The organism is Kangiella sp. (assembly GCF_048265365.1).
Classification (GTDB): domain Bacteria; phylum Pseudomonadota; class Gammaproteobacteria; order Enterobacterales; family Kangiellaceae; genus Kangiella.
Map to the genome: position 1 here is coordinate 1 of NZ_JBLXBT010000003.1, position 13,028 is coordinate 13,028.

Sequence of the window (13,028 nt, forward strand, 5' to 3'; positions counted from 1 at the left end):
CAGTCCCTGAAAACATACATAGGCAAACCGGCGTTTGTGCGCAATCCAACGGTGAATTTGCAGGCCGCGATTAATCACCTTGCGGCGCTGAAATCGACGTTTACCGAACAGCTCGCCAGTTGAGGGAAAACAACATGAACCTGATGCCACGCCCGGAATATGAAGGCCTCGATGCCGAGGGGCGCGATCAAATGCGGTTCGCTCGCGTCGTTGGGGAGCTGCCTCATTCGGCGGTTCGCGAAGCTCTTGACGCGGCGGCTCCTGTGATCACTTCGGTAGTCGGCCTAAAGCCACAGCGACCTTTTAGCTACGGTCTACCACTGTATGAGGCTATCGGCCTCAAGCAAGCAGAAGCAGCTCGGCACGAACACTCGAAGCTACTGAAAACTCACGGCTCCAGCCTGAGCCTTGATTACGTGCCGATATACCAGCCGGAGCGATAGGAAAACGCCCATGAATGCCGGAATGAACCTTGCTGTCGCCATTTTTGCTGGGCTTGGCACCGCGCTAATTCTAGCCCTATCTCTCATCACCTGGCTTACGGATGGCCCTATTCCCGAGTTTGCAGTTCTTTACGCGCTCGGTGCGGTGCTTACGGCTGTGATCGCGTGGGGCCAGTGGAATCTATGGCGGGAGCAAATACCCAAAGCGGAAACATCCGACCTCCCCCTTGGAAAGAGACATAAGTAGGAAAATTCCGTGTAATGCCAAAGCCCTGCATCTGTGGGGCCGAGGCCGTAGAAGGGACGCCATTTCGCGCCCCGCGCAGATAGGACTGAGGCAATGACGTCGAAAGTGAAAACTCCGGCCTGGTGCATCGCGATCACCTTCGCCGACGAAGAGAACAAGCGCGCCAAATGACCGCCCCATCACCAGATCGCCCATGCGCGGCCTGCGGTCAGCCGGCCGTTCCGTTCGGTAAATTCTGCGCGCACTGTTATGGCGGGGTGTTGCACCCGAAGGGGTTGCCGATGACTCCAGGCGATCCAAACGACCCTCACGGTGAGTTCAACGCAGAGGCGGATGCTTATGTGCTTGATCAGAAAATGCCACCCCCTGAGAGGGTTTGGGTCACCATTCAAATGATCGCTTTGCGCCGTCAGCGTCGCGGTGAAGACTATATCGAGGACTGAGGAATCAATTATGGCAACTACTGATCGCATCAAAGCCGTTGGCATCCCCCCCGAGGCAATGCTGCATGTGACGCAACTGTGCAACAGCGTGCGATTGGCAACTGACCCAGTTGAACTTCGCGAAGCCACCGCCCAGGCAAATGGTTTTGTAGTCGGCCTTCGCGTCGGCGGCGGCATTAGCAAGCAACAGGAAAAGCAGCTGTTTGAATTGCTCGATGACCTGGCGGCGCACACTAAGGCACAGCAAGTAACGTAGCGCCTTGTTCGAGGAAAACACCATGGCACAGCAACCAGAGCATCCCGTAACGAAGTGCAACGTGGAAAGCTTCTCCAGAGGGCTCTATATCTGGTGGGAGCGTGAAGCAAAGCCCGGTCTCGCAGATATCTATTTCGCCTCGCTCGTTGTCGGTGCGTTCGCGTTGGCTGTACTCATAATCGTGCACGCCTTCTTCCCGCTTGGCGTGCTTCTCTCGGAACTACTTCCAGCCGGCGAACATGCACATACTTCGTATCTCGCTTACGAGCATTCGCCCGAAGTGGCCTTTGGGCTCGCTTCAATGGGAGTCGCACCGTTCATGGCACTAGCCATGTTAGCGATCTGGGTTAAACACGTGTGCTCAATAGGGAATCAAAAAACATGAATTTGTTTGGCATCGAGGTCAAACACCCGTCCCCTAGGGGGCTGGGCTTAGCCACACTCATCATTCTGACTTTCCTGGCTATCAACTTGCTCCTGTCAGCAATCAACGACAGTAGCATCGATAAGCTCTTTCCTAGCCTAGCTGCCGTTTCCGCTGGCGCCATTTCTGCTTCATTCGGCATCAGTCCTGCAAAAGGCTGGCGAGCATGCTTGATGCTCTTCGTCATTGCCACGATCAGCTTCACGGTCGTGCAGGTGCTTACTGGACAAGCACTGACAAACTGAGCAAAGCAGTGAGCGCTGCGCATCCTTTAACTGATCACGGAAATCAGCATGACCATCGCCCAGGCGACTTTCGTTGAGAAGCAAGAGCAAGCCAACCGCATCGAAGGGCAGTTCGACACGCTAAAAGACCGCGTGATTGCTGCCGGCTATGGCAACAAGTACAGCGACGAAGAAGTGGCCGAGATGCGAACCGAGATGGCGATGCTGTCGAGTCAGTATTTCGACCTGACCGGCCTCACCCTGAGCTGACAAGGAAAACGCCCTGGAGGGCTCCACCGATGGACAAAGACCTCAGTTGGCACCTTGAGCAAGCGGCCCAAGAACCGGATTTAGATTCGATTGGTCTGGCCCATAACTTGGGCGAGGCGACCCTGGATCAGCTACACGACATTGTTGCATTCGCCGAGCGGCTGAAAGAAGCCGCAATGGTCGAAATGTGGGGCCGGGAGCGTGAGGCAAAGGGTATGGACAGCTCGACGCTGGAGCTGCCACCCGAGGGCTACACCGGCTACAACCCGAGTTAGAGGAAATCCATGCTTACACCTGATGAAGCCCGCCGACTGGGCGGCAAACACACCTCGGCCAAGCAAACCGTACTTGACCACGTAGCCGCCAAAATACGGAAAGGTGCCGAGCAGGGTGCAGTATCTGTATTTGTCCCTGTGAACTACGGGTTCAATCCTGCTGCGTTCGAGGAAGCTATGGCCGAACTAAAGTCCCTTGGTTACGGATTGACTGAGGAAGAATTCGACCGCCGTCCTCACATCAGAATTTGGTGGTAGGCGCGGCAGGTCTTAAAGATCGAGGAAAACTATGGAGACAATTCAGCCTGGAACAAGGGTGCTATCAAAATTCGGCTTTGGCACTGTCAGGCAAATCGACCAAGACAGTAGGCGGGCCGAGATCATGCTTGACGAATCGATACGTGGCGATGACGACTATTGCTATTGGGCGTCTTTGAAGAACCTGTCTTTAGAATCGGAATGGCCAAGCTCTGCAAAAGAAAGTTTTCACATTTTCTGTGGTGCCGTGGCGGCCCTTGTGGGCTTGGTTGGCTTGGTCCTGCTCTTAGACTCGAACTTGTTTCAAGGTTGGGGTTTTGTGACGGGCGAGGACCAAATGACCATCTTGGAAGGCTTAGTTTGCATAAGCATCGTGCCAGTAATGCTCTTTGTGTTTTGCCGCGACTAGATAGGAAAACGTAAATGGCACGCGACGTGGCGATAGGTTTGGCTTCAGCAGCTGCTGTGCTGTTCGGTGTGGAGCTTTTCTTTCCTGGCTCCTTCGTATTTGCGTGGTGGTGAAGGAAAACAGCATGGAAAGCAGAGGGGTTCGTGTTGCACAGTTCTGCTACTTCGACGATGACGAAACCGTGCTGAACGCGATCCTGGCCAAAGACCAGGCCGGCGACTGAACTGTCCATCTAACCGCGTCGCCGAACAGCGCTTCTGCGAACCGACGCCCATCCGTGAGAGCGAGTCGGGATTACCGGCGCTCCACTACATAAAGCGCCTGATCTGAAGACACTTGGTTAGCCAGTCGCGCCGTCAGTTTGGGCCTCGACCAGCAGGGCGCGCACGCGGGCAATTTCCTCTGCGCTATGAGGCGTTCCACCTGCGTTCAAGGCGAGGTACTGCGACAGCAGATCCGCACGCTTGGTGAAGCCGTGAATGGCCACCTTCATGCACATCCGCTTCGGGGAAAATTGGGTACCGGCTAGCTCGTTTGCAGTGAATCCGAACGGTTTGACATTGCCTTTGACGAACTCGGCAACAGCGGTGTAGCGCTGCAGGCCATCGACGCACTGCAGGCCAACCGGCAGATCCGACTCAGGATCAGGATCACCCCATTCCGAGCAGTTGAACTGGATCAGAAATGCGCTGGTGGGGACTACAGCGCGGAGGCAGTTTTCAATGAAGTGGCGCTGCTGCTCGGCGGACCAAACATGGCCCCGCTGGAAATCCGGGCAAAGGTCTAGTCCACCATAATCTATGGCGAGTCTGGCCAATGAGCGCTCCAGGTCAAACCAACGATAGTCGGCCTGCCACTTGGCCGCGTGCAGAGGCTGAATGATGCTGAGCAGGTGCTGCTCAAAGTCGGGAATCAGATGCGCCATAGCTGCTCCATTTGGCGAATTGGCGTGGGCGGTCGATCAGAATAACCAGCTCGACGGCGATGGATCTGATATCCAGAATCACATCAGGCGCGAAGAACCCAAGCCCCAGAGGAAGTGTTGGCGGGCTACCGAGCGCTTCGGATCAGGCTGACTGTCAGATGAGCAGCGCCGTTGTCATGATGAAAGACTTCCGCAGGCCTGTGCCCGCCCAGCTGCTCGCTCGGAGTAGCAAGCCACTGATCAGCAGCTTCGGCATTACCGAGAACCGCCTGCGCCAAAGCCAACACGAAAGCCAGCTCGAAGGCGACATAGCTCTCTTTCTGGCCCAAGCAGGCGCCCTTCGGGCGGATCTGGCGTGCATACGCAGCCAGGGGCCTACTGGCCGATATCTGATCGATCACCGACGCCGGCAGACCGTCCCCTACTGCGCGCAACACCTCCCTTTCTGGGATGGACACCGATAGGCCGGCAATTTCTTCAAGCCGCTTTCTGTAGGTGCTGTAGGTCTTTGAATCAAATGCGATATCGAGCATGGTCAGACTTCCCATCCAGAGAGATAACTTTCACTGGTATCGACAGCCTTGCGCTCATCCGAAACAATTTCTTCAATGATCCGATAAGCGGCGAGCCTGCCTAGAACCGAGCAGGCGAGGGGGTCAAGCAATGGCCGCTCATATGCCACTATCAGCTGGGCCTTCCACTGAATGCCAGAATACGCCGGATTAGGAGGCAAGCCTTGGCCAGCTGCCACTCGGGCAGCACGGTATGCACAATGCCATTCAGCTCTGGTACCGCTGTAGCGCCCCAGGCTGGGTTTTCGTGGGAAGCACATGATGACTCCCTCAGCAGCACGCAAATTTGCGAAGGGAGCCTTCGAGGGTCCCGGTCCAGATTGCCCCGGATTTCATGCCTTCTCCGTGATAGACATTGAACTGCTGGCCCACACGAATACCGTTGGGCACGCATGCCCGATGCACGGCCGGGTGGCCTTCGATATCGAAATCCTGGTAGCCGTGCTTGTCGCATACTAGGCGCGCGCTGAGCAGCTGAGGGGATGACTCGTTGCAGCGGGCCTTGTGCAGCAGCGCGCGGGCCTGCTCGGCAATCAAAGCACGTTCGGCCTTGGCCGCCTCGGTGCGCGATGCGTAGGTGAAGTCGCCAGGCGCTCCCGGCTCGTCGCGGCGCGGGTCGCACACGATCCGCCACTTTCCGTCCGCATAGTTGCGACTGACACAGCCGCAACCTCCTTCCGGCCGCGCGATGTTCCAGACGTACCATCCGCCCTTACGCCACGCACTGAACATCGGCACCCAGTCGTCATCTTCGGCCAGCGCTTCGGTGAAGTCGAAGACTCGGCAGCAGATAACCCGTGCCGAGTCCGGGGCAAACAGAACGCTGTACTCAAGCAGGCTGGATTGTCCGTTACGCTCGGCCTGGACAAAGCGCACGAGCTTGGCTCCGTCTTCTCGCCACGGCTCGACGGCCGTATTGCGGTAGCCAAAGTCTGTTGTGCAGAACTGCGCTTCAGCAGCCGCCAGGCGGGCGGATTGAACAGTGATATCGGTGATGGTCATGGCGCTGTCCTGGGGAAGCGGGGGAGATGGCTTCAGGCTACGGCCAGGCCCGCAAAACCCAAGCTGCTAGGGCGGCTTCAAGCTGACATGCCTGCGCATCTTCCCAGGTCCGGCCATGTCCCATGTGGCCTTGGTACCGCCATCGGCCGGCTCAGCGCCCATCCCGAAAGTGAAGGCCAGCACATGCGTGCACTGCTCTGCCACGAGCCGGTTGCGTGCGAACATCGCTGCATAGCCTTTGCACTCGGCCTGGTAGGTGCATTGCGCGCCACCGAGGATCGCTTCCTGGATGTCGGCTAGCGTGTCTCGCCGGATCGCCCGGCTGAATTGCCTGTGGTAATGGTTTGCTGCACCGCCGCTGGTGCCATTGCCACCGGAAAAACTCGCCTCGAATGGCGCAGGAAGATGCAGTGTCAGGCTGGCAGATAAGCCCTCATTGAAGGCCCAGACTGCAGCATGATCGGCCCACGCAGCACCGCCAGAAACGAGATAGTCGCCGGGTCGAACATAGAACCTGACCGCACGGCAAATGAACTCCCAGTGGGAAATATCCATTGGGAATTGCTTATCGCGCCCTGCGGTGCCGATGACCGCGATCACCCGTTGCATGCCGGCGTGGTGTTCGCTCATTCCACAACGAACAGCGGGCCGGTGGGCGACTCCGTGCGTGTGAGCGTCACATCGTTCTCCAGGCGCAGCAGGATCTTGTCGCCCACTTTGAACAGCGAGAAGGCCATAGCATCATCGTCGAACGATACATGCACACAGGGAACCTCATCAGTTCCGGTCGCGGGGTTGGTGTTGACCTCGGCCACGACAGAAATCATGTCATCCAAGGCGCCATCCATAGCGCCAACGGTTAGGTAAACCTGACCATTTACGCCTCGCTGGTCCTCGATGTCGATCTGATGCGTAGCCGGCTTGGCCTCACCCTCGCCGTAGGCTTGCCAGTGCTTGACCTGAACCGACTTGAGCGGGTGCATGGCAGCAAACTCCCAGACGCCGGGCTGCCCGTGGACCGCAGCGCCACGGACGAAGCGCACATCGAGGCTGCTGTACTCGGCCAGCAACTCTTCATCGGTCCCGTAGACGAGTCCGACAATCTTGTATCCATCCCTGGCTTGCTCGGGGGCGGTACCGAATTCGCAGATGACTGCCATGCTCGTATCCTCGCGGTGTGCTGGTTTAGATAGCCTCAGCTTCGCACGATGGCCCTAGAACCCAAGCCGCAGCCCCATGCACAAGAAAGGGGCCGAAGCCCCCATGTGCGTAGCGAATGAAAGTGTCGCCTATACCGGATATCCACCATTCTCGGCCCGGCGAACTGCGCTCTGCTCACGCTCCCAGGCGAAGTTGTCCTGTTCTTCTTCCCAAGAAGCCATTGCGGCGTCGTAGTCCGGCTGGAGCCGCGCCACCTCGGCGGTGAAGGCGTCATCCGCGATCTGATCCCATTCGCTGGCCCCTTCATCGTTGAGGGTGTCGCGCACGTTGTCGCGATAGTCCGCGACTTGACCTTGGTCCACGCCGATGCGTGCGGAGCGGATTGCAAAGTCGATTGCTTGCTTGCGGTCCATCATGCTGCCCCTGGTCCGGTGGATTAACGCCCGGCAAACCGAGCTGATGAACCTAATCTTCCCGCCGACCATTTGAATCCCAAGTGAGGATGTGCAGAACGAAAGATTGATTTTGCAGGACACGCGGCCGCTGCTGGTCGGCAGGTAGTGATGCCCCTATGCTGGCACTGGCGGCGTGGATTTCCTGCGCTGCCGGTTCACAAGCGAGGTAATGGCATGAAGAAAGAAGAGCTGTACGATCAGTTCGCAGCCAAGGCGGTCGATGCTGCGGCGCGAACGGCGTTCGAGATCGGCCTACAGCGTGGGCACGAGCAAGGATTTCAGGAAGGCTTTGAAGCCGGCACGCTGGTTGGGTTCGTGGCAGGGCTTGAGTCCGTGAAGGGTGCGATCTCAGACGGCACGCGCAATGGCTCCTCCGAATGCGCCCGCGTTCTGGAGAGTTACAAGCGGCTGGGTGTAACTGGCGACGATGAAGAGTGACAAAAAAACCCCGCCTCGGCGGGGTTTTTCTCGCCTCAGAACTAAGCGTCAGCAGAGGCGGCAGGATTGGCGCAGATCACGGCCGTCAATGGCGGCATCAAGCACGTCCAGAGCGGCCATGCCGGTGCACCAGAGGTGGCTCGCGCGCTTTGCCATGTCCTCGATGGTTTCACGCACCTCGATCAAGTTCTTTGGCTCCGGCTCCATCCGTATGCGCTTGGTAGCTACAGCGAGGCGCACGGCCTCATCCAGGCCGTAATCCGCATAGGGATGCCGGATGACAGGCAAGGCGTCCAGGCTGGGAAGTGTGACATTCATCTGCGAAACCTCGTTTTCAGCGATCTTTGCTGACTACCATAGCTCTGCACAGGGCAAACCCAAGGGCAGCAGTCATTAAGCTCAACCTTGATGGTCATCGGCAGTAACGCGCTCGATCTTGATACCAGCGCCGGTCAGCGTCGTGGGGGCGTCATAGGCAACACCTCCCATCTCAGGCCACTTGCGCGGCTCGCCAGCAGAAATTACCCCCTGAGAAATGGCGGAATCCCAGGCAAGACGGTGGCGCATTTGCGTGAACATGTCCCAGAGCTGGTCGCCGGTCGCATGCCAGCCCACACCGCCACTCTGGTTGGGTGCCAAGCCCTGTGCGGGCTTGGTGATGGCCTCCACCGCACGGGTGAGTTCATAGCCGTTGATCATCTCGCCGTCGCGGTTGCGCAGGTAATCCAACGCCATATCCATCTGACCCATGACCAGCCGACTGCAGGTTTCGGTCGCCCGGCACAGCAACTGCAGCTGCTCGCGGGTGAGAGTGATCTGGTAGGTTTCGGCGGCGTTCACTTGGTTGTCCCGATCAGTGCGCCGGGGCCAACGGCGATCCAGTTTGCCGGTAGCGGATTGAGCGGGCAGGCGTCGCGCTGCACGTAGGAGTTCACGTCATAGGTGGTGCGCACCACATCCACATCGCCCCGGTGGAATGTGACCAGTATGCCGCACTCGTTCAGGTACAGCGTTTCGTTCTCGACGCCGTTGCTGAGGTTGAAACGGCCATGCCATAGGCCAGAAACGAGGGACTGCGCCTGTCCTGCCTTATCCACCCTGGAGAACTCAGTGTAGACCTTGGCTCCCGCCCCCTGATAGAACTGCACGTAATGTCCCGGCGCGACGGGGAAATCTACTCGGGGGAAGGGTTTGCTCTCTCCGCAACCGGCGAGAAGAACCGTCGCAAGCCCGATCACAGAAGAAAATACCCGCCTCACTGCAAGCTCCTTCCCTTTGCTCCACCCAAGCGCCGCATCCTGATGGCGCTGAGGATCACCGACACAACAGCGAATCCAAGCGCAATCAGCATAAGTGGGCGACTAGCTGCCAGCTGGCCGCCGATCTCAGCCATCGGCGAGCCCACGAATGAAAAGACAAGACCTACACCCGCGATCAGGGCGAGCGCAAACGCGGCCTTGATATTGAACATCAGCGCATCGAGCTGCAGACGCTCGCTTTTTGACTTCCTCATAATCCATCTCCAACGTAAGCCGCTTACAGTGCATCAGGTTTAGGCATCTCGGCCCTGGGAACTTCGGCCATCGGCGCCCCGCATACTGCGCATAGGTAACCGCCGTTTGGGGCTCCTTTGAGCCCTTTAGTCGAAACACTTTCCCAGCAAGCAGAATATGGCTGATCGTTCTCGCTGGTTTTTTCTTCGCCTTGGTGACCGTTAGTGCAAGCGAAGTAGCGGTAGGTCCGCATCGTCATGGCTGTTTTCCCTCATTTACGGCCGGTGCGCTCGATGCTCAGCACGTCGCTGCCGGTCTTGGCAGTACACAGGGTTTGGGTCGGCTCAGTCATGTCGATTATGGCTCCTTTCGAACAGGCGCCGCCGTAGTCCCGGTAGCAACCATGAGCGGGTGGTCCGCGCTAGAACGGACGCGCATGGCCTCACACTCCTTCGCGAGTCTTCCCGTGGTTGATCAACCGCCACTTGGCCATCGCAGACTCTTCGTCAACGGCGCTAAGTGCGCCAACAATCTCACGATTGCCCAGGTACTTGCGGATTTCATCCGCCGTCCCTTCCCAGGCCATGAGGTTGCCGGTGTAGTTGCTGAAGACTACGCAGTAGTTCTTCTCGGCAGCAATTGTCGCCGGGTGTGGCTCGCCAGTAACCACCCGGAGCGCGGCTCGTAGGTCAGCCAAGAGTTCCGCGATACCTTCCTGCTCCGCGTCATCCTCGAAGCCCTCAATGAACCGCTCAGCTTTATGCAGGGCTGACGTAACTACCGCTACCTCACCGGCTACATGGGTCGTGAATCGCGCCGATACAGGTTCGGCGTTCTGGCTGATTACTTCGTTCATGGTGTCTCCGTACTGAAGTGGCGGGCACTTCGATAATCGGTGTTGCGCTGAGAAACCCAACTTGGCGAGGCAATCCACCTGCCTTAAACGGCAATAACGCCTTCATGCACGAGCGCGTTGTAGGCAATACGCAGCAACGGCAGATGCTCAGCCACCGACATCTCGGTATCGAGTTCTTCATAGGCGTTGAGTCCTTCCCACCAGGCTTGGAAAGACTCGAATGTCGGGAAGCTGATTACTTCGTCATCGAGCATGGTGGTGATGCTGGCTTGCATCACTTCGAGGCTTGGCGCCGGCGTGTCGGAGCTGGGGAACTCCGTTGCCAACCGAGCCATCGCTGCGCTGTACTGCTCTTCAAATTGGGAGACACTGGCTTCTGCAGGCGGTGCTGCTGGCACCTCCTCGAAGAAATGCCGAATCGACAGAGGAACCTCTGTCATGGTGTGCGGATAGCGGCAACCTACGAGTCCCTGTCCTGCCAACACAGATTGCGCGTGCATTTTCTCCGGGACGCTGCAGCTGGTTTTGATAGCGATAAGCGAATGACTCATGGGGCGGTTCCTCGGATCGGGGAAGAAGATGACCCCATGTTGTCAGTGACCGCCGAAATCCCAAGAATCCTCGCTCCGCGCCACTGGCGAGCTAGAAGGCCCCGGTCCAAAGACTCTGGTATCGACCGGCGTCGTACTCGGCCATCAGGGCGTCGGCGGTGACCTCCGACACGAGCACATCGCCGCAGATGCCGCGAGTGTGGTCCAGAAAGCGCAGGCCGAAGAGAGGGCGGTCGGTTACCGGGCATACATCCTGAGCGATTATTTTCGCCTCGATCTTCTGCCCCTCAGGGGAATAAGGGCGTTTCGTATTGAACGCCAGAAGCCAGGCGTGAATCTCTTCGGATTGAAGAACGCGCGGGTCGCCGGATTCAGACCAATATTCCCCCATAGTTGCGTTCCAGCTGTATGCGATGCCGTTGAGCTGAAGCTGCTCAAGACCGGGGATGTGTGTCTGACGTGCCATGTGGTAGCTCCTTCGAGAGTAGAGGCCTGATAGTGGCCCGCGCTCAGGAGAACCCAACTACCGCACTACTCACTCGCATTACCGTGACGCCAGGTCGTGCCTAAACCGACAACAATCCTGCAGGATTAGAGGATTATTGCGCTGAGGTTTCCCAGAGAATAAGCGAAGCCGAATTCCGTTCGGCCCAACTAATTCACTGGAGGAAACCCATGCAACGCATTCTCATCGTGGCGGCTGTCGCCACGGCTACTGCACTGCTCGCCGGCTGCAGCGAGGACAAGACCACCGGCTATGCCTGCCTCGGGGCGGATAATGATTCCCTGGTCGAGACCATCGAAGAACACTGCAAGGCCGGCGACGCCATTGCGACCAAGCATCCCGCCTACTTCTGCGACTTCAACTATGCCGTTACCTACAACGGCTTCAACTCGGCGCTTTGCATTTACACAGGCCAGCAGGCCACTGAGCGCGTCCAGGCGGAAAAACCGGGGAGTTAATCTCCCCCTTAGTTGAAATCCGAGGCTTGCAATGGTCGATCATATCTTCCCCGTCCTGATCGGGGACAAACGGTACTCAAAGGAATTTCAGACTGCCGAACGCTTCGCCGCGCATTGGCAGCGCGTGTTGGCTCAACACTACGGCCATTCACACGGTACCTGCTGTTGTCCTGGAAGGGGTGACCGAAAGCTGGCAATCAAGCCTCGGGCGGGCACCTACCACCTGGCACGATTCCCCCTGACCGGGTACGAACACGCCAACGAATGCAGGTTCTATGCGCCTGCCCCCGAGCATTCCGGGATGAAGGGTTACGACAAGGGCGTGGTGGAGGAGGGGGATGATGGACAGCTGCGGATCAGGCTTGCACGCGGCATCAGGATTCTCCCGGCCAGGGAAGCGGCTGATGACAGCGAGCCTGCTCCTTCCCGCCCCGGTGCTCGCAAACCTGCGATGACTCTGCTGGGCCTTCTGCATCTGCTATGGCAGGAATCACGGCTGAATACGTGGTACCCGGCGATGGCAGGCAAGCGCAACGCATTGGTAGTGGGCAGTGCCCTTCGCCGAGCAGCTGAACGCGTCGCAACGGACAGGCTGACCATCGCTGATGTTCTGCTGGTGCCTGCGCGCAAGGATGGAAAAGGCGCACTGGCCAACCAACGGGTAGCCGCACAAGCGCTGGAACGAAAAAGGCGCCTGGTTGTGGTCGCGCCGCTTGCTCGGTACGACGCCCAGAAACACGGTGATGGGCTTGAAAAATTGCCGCTGAGCTGGCCGTTTGGAATGCCGACCCTGTACCTGCAGAAAGGGCAGTGGGGCCGGGTGCACCAGTGTTTCCGGCAGGAATTATCCGCTTGGATGCGAGGCGATACCGTCATGGCTATCGCCCACGTCGAGATGAAAGCCGGTGCCAAGAGCGCCTATGGCAAGATCCTGGACATTGCCCTGATGCACCTCTCTGAGCAGTGGATTCCACTCGATTCTGGGTTCGAGGCCGTTATCGAGTCGAAGCTGCGCGCCGAAGGTCGGGCATTTGAGAAGCCAATGCGGTTTGACGCCGACGAGGATTGCGTCTTCCCCGATTTCTGGCTGCTCGATGTTGACGCAAAATTCCCGATGGAGGTGTTTGGAATGGGCACGCCGGAGTACCTTCAGCGCAAGGCGGACAAGGTGAACCATTACAACAGCGAATACGGCCCGACTGCCTGGTGGAGCTGGAATGCTTTCCGTGACCCCAGAGGGCTCCAGATCCCGGACTTTCCACCAGCGGCCCGCCGATAAGGATGCTTGTGTCGCCGGCTGAGCAAAATTGTTCTGCGACCGCTTGGGTTTCCCGCGAGGCTTGAGAGCCTGCAAATGCATCAA

General features: G+C 58.2%; 28 protein-coding genes. 13 read left to right on the top strand and 15 right to left on the bottom strand.

The window, feature by feature from the left end:
• Window positions 1-191: 191 nt before the first annotated feature.
• The 10 genes from ACN0VI_RS12770 to ACN0VI_RS12815 all read left to right on the top strand — a co-directional run bounded on the left by ACN0VI_RS12770 (window position 192) and on the right by ACN0VI_RS12815 (window position 3,249).
• The gene (locus tag ACN0VI_RS12770; RefSeq protein ID WP_417447054.1) at window positions 192-443 is read left to right on the top strand and encodes a hypothetical protein; all 252 of its coding nucleotides are present in this window, start codon (window positions 192-194) and stop codon (window positions 441-443) included.
• A gap of 10 nt (window positions 444-453) precedes the next feature.
• Window positions 454-690, top strand: coding sequence for a hypothetical protein (locus tag ACN0VI_RS12775; protein WP_279648821.1), 237 nt, complete (start codon window positions 454-456; stop codon window positions 688-690).
• Between the two features lie 167 nt (window positions 691-857).
• Window positions 858-1,133, top strand: a complete 276-nt coding sequence (locus tag ACN0VI_RS12780) for a hypothetical protein (RefSeq protein WP_417447055.1) — start codon at window positions 858-860, stop codon at window positions 1,131-1,133.
• A 10-nt stretch (window positions 1,134-1,143) separates the two neighbouring features.
• A complete protein-coding gene (locus tag ACN0VI_RS12785) occupies window positions 1,144-1,389 on the top strand; it encodes a hypothetical protein (protein WP_139803316.1) in 246 nt (81 codons plus the stop codon).
• Between the two features lie 22 nt (window positions 1,390-1,411).
• On the top strand, window positions 1,412-1,774 hold the full coding sequence (locus ACN0VI_RS12790) for a hypothetical protein (RefSeq protein WP_417447056.1): 363 nt from the start codon (window positions 1,412-1,414) through the stop codon (window positions 1,772-1,774).
• The gene (locus tag ACN0VI_RS12795) at window positions 1,771-2,058 is read left to right on the top strand and encodes a hypothetical protein (protein WP_417447057.1); all 288 of its coding nucleotides are present in this window, start codon (window positions 1,771-1,773) and stop codon (window positions 2,056-2,058) included. Before ACN0VI_RS12790 ends, ACN0VI_RS12795 begins: the two co-directional genes overlap by 4 nt.
• A 48-nt stretch (window positions 2,059-2,106) precedes the next feature.
• Entirely contained in the window at window positions 2,107-2,307 is a 201-nt protein-coding gene (locus ACN0VI_RS12800) for a hypothetical protein (RefSeq protein ID WP_044316234.1), read from the top strand.
• A 29-nt stretch (window positions 2,308-2,336) separates the two neighbouring features.
• Complete coding sequence (locus ACN0VI_RS12805; RefSeq protein WP_044316235.1) at window positions 2,337-2,582, top strand: hypothetical protein; 246 nt, start codon at window positions 2,337-2,339, stop codon at window positions 2,580-2,582.
• Window positions 2,583-2,591: 9 nt separating this feature from the next.
• Window positions 2,592-2,840: a hypothetical protein gene (locus tag ACN0VI_RS12810; protein WP_040138000.1), complete on the top strand. Its 249-nt coding sequence runs from the start codon at window positions 2,592-2,594 to the stop codon at window positions 2,838-2,840.
• A gap of 31 nt (window positions 2,841-2,871) precedes the next feature.
• Entirely contained in the window at window positions 2,872-3,249 is a 378-nt protein-coding gene (locus tag ACN0VI_RS12815; protein ID WP_279648819.1) for a hypothetical protein, read from the top strand.
• 340 nt (window positions 3,250-3,589) lie between these two features.
• On the opposite strand, the gene ACN0VI_RS12820 is transcribed toward ACN0VI_RS12815, so the two are convergent.
• The 7 genes from ACN0VI_RS12820 to ACN0VI_RS12850 all read right to left on the bottom strand — a co-directional run bounded on the left by ACN0VI_RS12820 (window position 3,590) and on the right by ACN0VI_RS12850 (window position 7,325).
• Window positions 3,590-4,174 (bottom strand): DUF262 domain-containing protein, encoded by a 585-nt coding sequence (locus ACN0VI_RS12820; RefSeq protein WP_417447058.1) that lies wholly within the window; start codon window positions 4,172-4,174, stop codon window positions 3,590-3,592.
• Between the two features lie 125 nt (window positions 4,175-4,299).
• A complete protein-coding gene (locus ACN0VI_RS12825) occupies window positions 4,300-4,707 on the bottom strand; it encodes an antitoxin Xre/MbcA/ParS toxin-binding domain-containing protein (protein WP_417447059.1) in 408 nt (135 codons plus the stop codon).
• 2 nt (window positions 4,708-4,709) lie between these two features.
• Window positions 4,710-5,006 (bottom strand): hypothetical protein, encoded by a 297-nt coding sequence (locus tag ACN0VI_RS12830; protein WP_417447060.1) that lies wholly within the window; start codon window positions 5,004-5,006, stop codon window positions 4,710-4,712.
• A 10-nt stretch (window positions 5,007-5,016) separates the two neighbouring features.
• Window positions 5,017-5,748, bottom strand: a complete 732-nt coding sequence (locus tag ACN0VI_RS12835) for a hypothetical protein (RefSeq protein ID WP_417447061.1) — start codon at window positions 5,746-5,748, stop codon at window positions 5,017-5,019.
• A 66-nt stretch (window positions 5,749-5,814) separates the two neighbouring features.
• Window positions 5,815-6,378 carry a hypothetical protein gene (locus ACN0VI_RS12840; protein ID WP_279648816.1) on the bottom strand — a complete coding sequence of 188 codons (564 nt, stop codon included), beginning with the start codon at window positions 6,376-6,378 and terminating at the stop codon, window positions 5,815-5,817.
• The gene (locus tag ACN0VI_RS12845) at window positions 6,375-6,908 is read right to left on the bottom strand and encodes a hypothetical protein (RefSeq protein ID WP_040138013.1); all 534 of its coding nucleotides are present in this window, start codon (window positions 6,906-6,908) and stop codon (window positions 6,375-6,377) included. The genes ACN0VI_RS12840 and ACN0VI_RS12845 overlap by 4 nt, the downstream gene beginning before the upstream one ends.
• Before the next feature lie 129 nt (window positions 6,909-7,037).
• Window positions 7,038-7,325, bottom strand: a complete 288-nt coding sequence (locus ACN0VI_RS12850) for a hypothetical protein (RefSeq protein ID WP_019406415.1) — start codon at window positions 7,323-7,325, stop codon at window positions 7,038-7,040.
• Window positions 7,326-7,538: 213 nt separating this feature from the next.
• On the opposite strand from ACN0VI_RS12850, the gene ACN0VI_RS12855 reads away from it, so the two are divergent.
• Complete coding sequence (locus ACN0VI_RS12855) at window positions 7,539-7,802, top strand: hypothetical protein (protein WP_019406416.1); 264 nt, start codon at window positions 7,539-7,541, stop codon at window positions 7,800-7,802.
• A 48-nt stretch (window positions 7,803-7,850) separates the two neighbouring features.
• Here the strand turns inward: ACN0VI_RS12855 and ACN0VI_RS12860 are convergent, their stop codons facing one another.
• The 8 genes from ACN0VI_RS12860 to ACN0VI_RS12895 form a co-directional block, all read right to left on the bottom strand.
• Window positions 7,851-8,120, bottom strand: a complete 270-nt coding sequence (locus ACN0VI_RS12860) for a hypothetical protein (protein WP_230486058.1) — start codon at window positions 8,118-8,120, stop codon at window positions 7,851-7,853.
• An 81-nt stretch (window positions 8,121-8,201) separates the two neighbouring features.
• Entirely contained in the window at window positions 8,202-8,642 is a 441-nt protein-coding gene (locus tag ACN0VI_RS12865; protein WP_019406418.1) for a hypothetical protein, read from the bottom strand.
• Complete coding sequence (locus ACN0VI_RS12870; RefSeq protein WP_040138019.1) at window positions 8,639-9,061, bottom strand: hypothetical protein; 423 nt, start codon at window positions 9,059-9,061, stop codon at window positions 8,639-8,641. The genes ACN0VI_RS12865 and ACN0VI_RS12870 overlap by 4 nt, the downstream gene beginning before the upstream one ends.
• Window positions 9,058-9,315 (bottom strand): hypothetical protein, encoded by a 258-nt coding sequence (locus ACN0VI_RS12875; protein ID WP_417447062.1) that lies wholly within the window; start codon window positions 9,313-9,315, stop codon window positions 9,058-9,060. The genes ACN0VI_RS12870 and ACN0VI_RS12875 overlap by 4 nt, the downstream gene beginning before the upstream one ends.
• 23 nt (window positions 9,316-9,338) lie before the next feature.
• Window positions 9,339-9,554 (bottom strand): hypothetical protein, encoded by a 216-nt coding sequence (locus ACN0VI_RS12880; protein ID WP_417447063.1) that lies wholly within the window; start codon window positions 9,552-9,554, stop codon window positions 9,339-9,341.
• Between the two features lie 183 nt (window positions 9,555-9,737).
• Window positions 9,738-10,151, bottom strand: a complete 414-nt coding sequence (locus tag ACN0VI_RS12885) for a hypothetical protein (protein ID WP_044316241.1) — start codon at window positions 10,149-10,151, stop codon at window positions 9,738-9,740.
• Between the two features lie 83 nt (window positions 10,152-10,234).
• The gene (locus ACN0VI_RS12890) at window positions 10,235-10,702 is read right to left on the bottom strand and encodes a hypothetical protein (protein WP_417447064.1); all 468 of its coding nucleotides are present in this window, start codon (window positions 10,700-10,702) and stop codon (window positions 10,235-10,237) included.
• A 91-nt stretch (window positions 10,703-10,793) separates the two neighbouring features.
• On the bottom strand, window positions 10,794-11,168 hold the full coding sequence (locus tag ACN0VI_RS12895) for a hypothetical protein (protein ID WP_417447065.1): 375 nt from the start codon (window positions 11,166-11,168) through the stop codon (window positions 10,794-10,796).
• A gap of 209 nt (window positions 11,169-11,377) precedes the next feature.
• Between ACN0VI_RS12895 and ACN0VI_RS12900 the strand changes: the two genes are divergently transcribed.
• Both ACN0VI_RS12900 and ACN0VI_RS12905 read left to right on the top strand, forming a co-directional pair.
• Entirely contained in the window at window positions 11,378-11,665 is a 288-nt protein-coding gene (locus ACN0VI_RS12900) for a hypothetical protein (RefSeq protein WP_040138030.1), read from the top strand.
• Between the two features lie 31 nt (window positions 11,666-11,696).
• Window positions 11,697-12,944, top strand: a complete 1,248-nt coding sequence (locus ACN0VI_RS12905; RefSeq protein ID WP_417447066.1) for a DUF1173 family protein — start codon at window positions 11,697-11,699, stop codon at window positions 12,942-12,944.
• The last annotated feature ends 84 nt before the right edge of the window (window positions 12,945-13,028 follow it).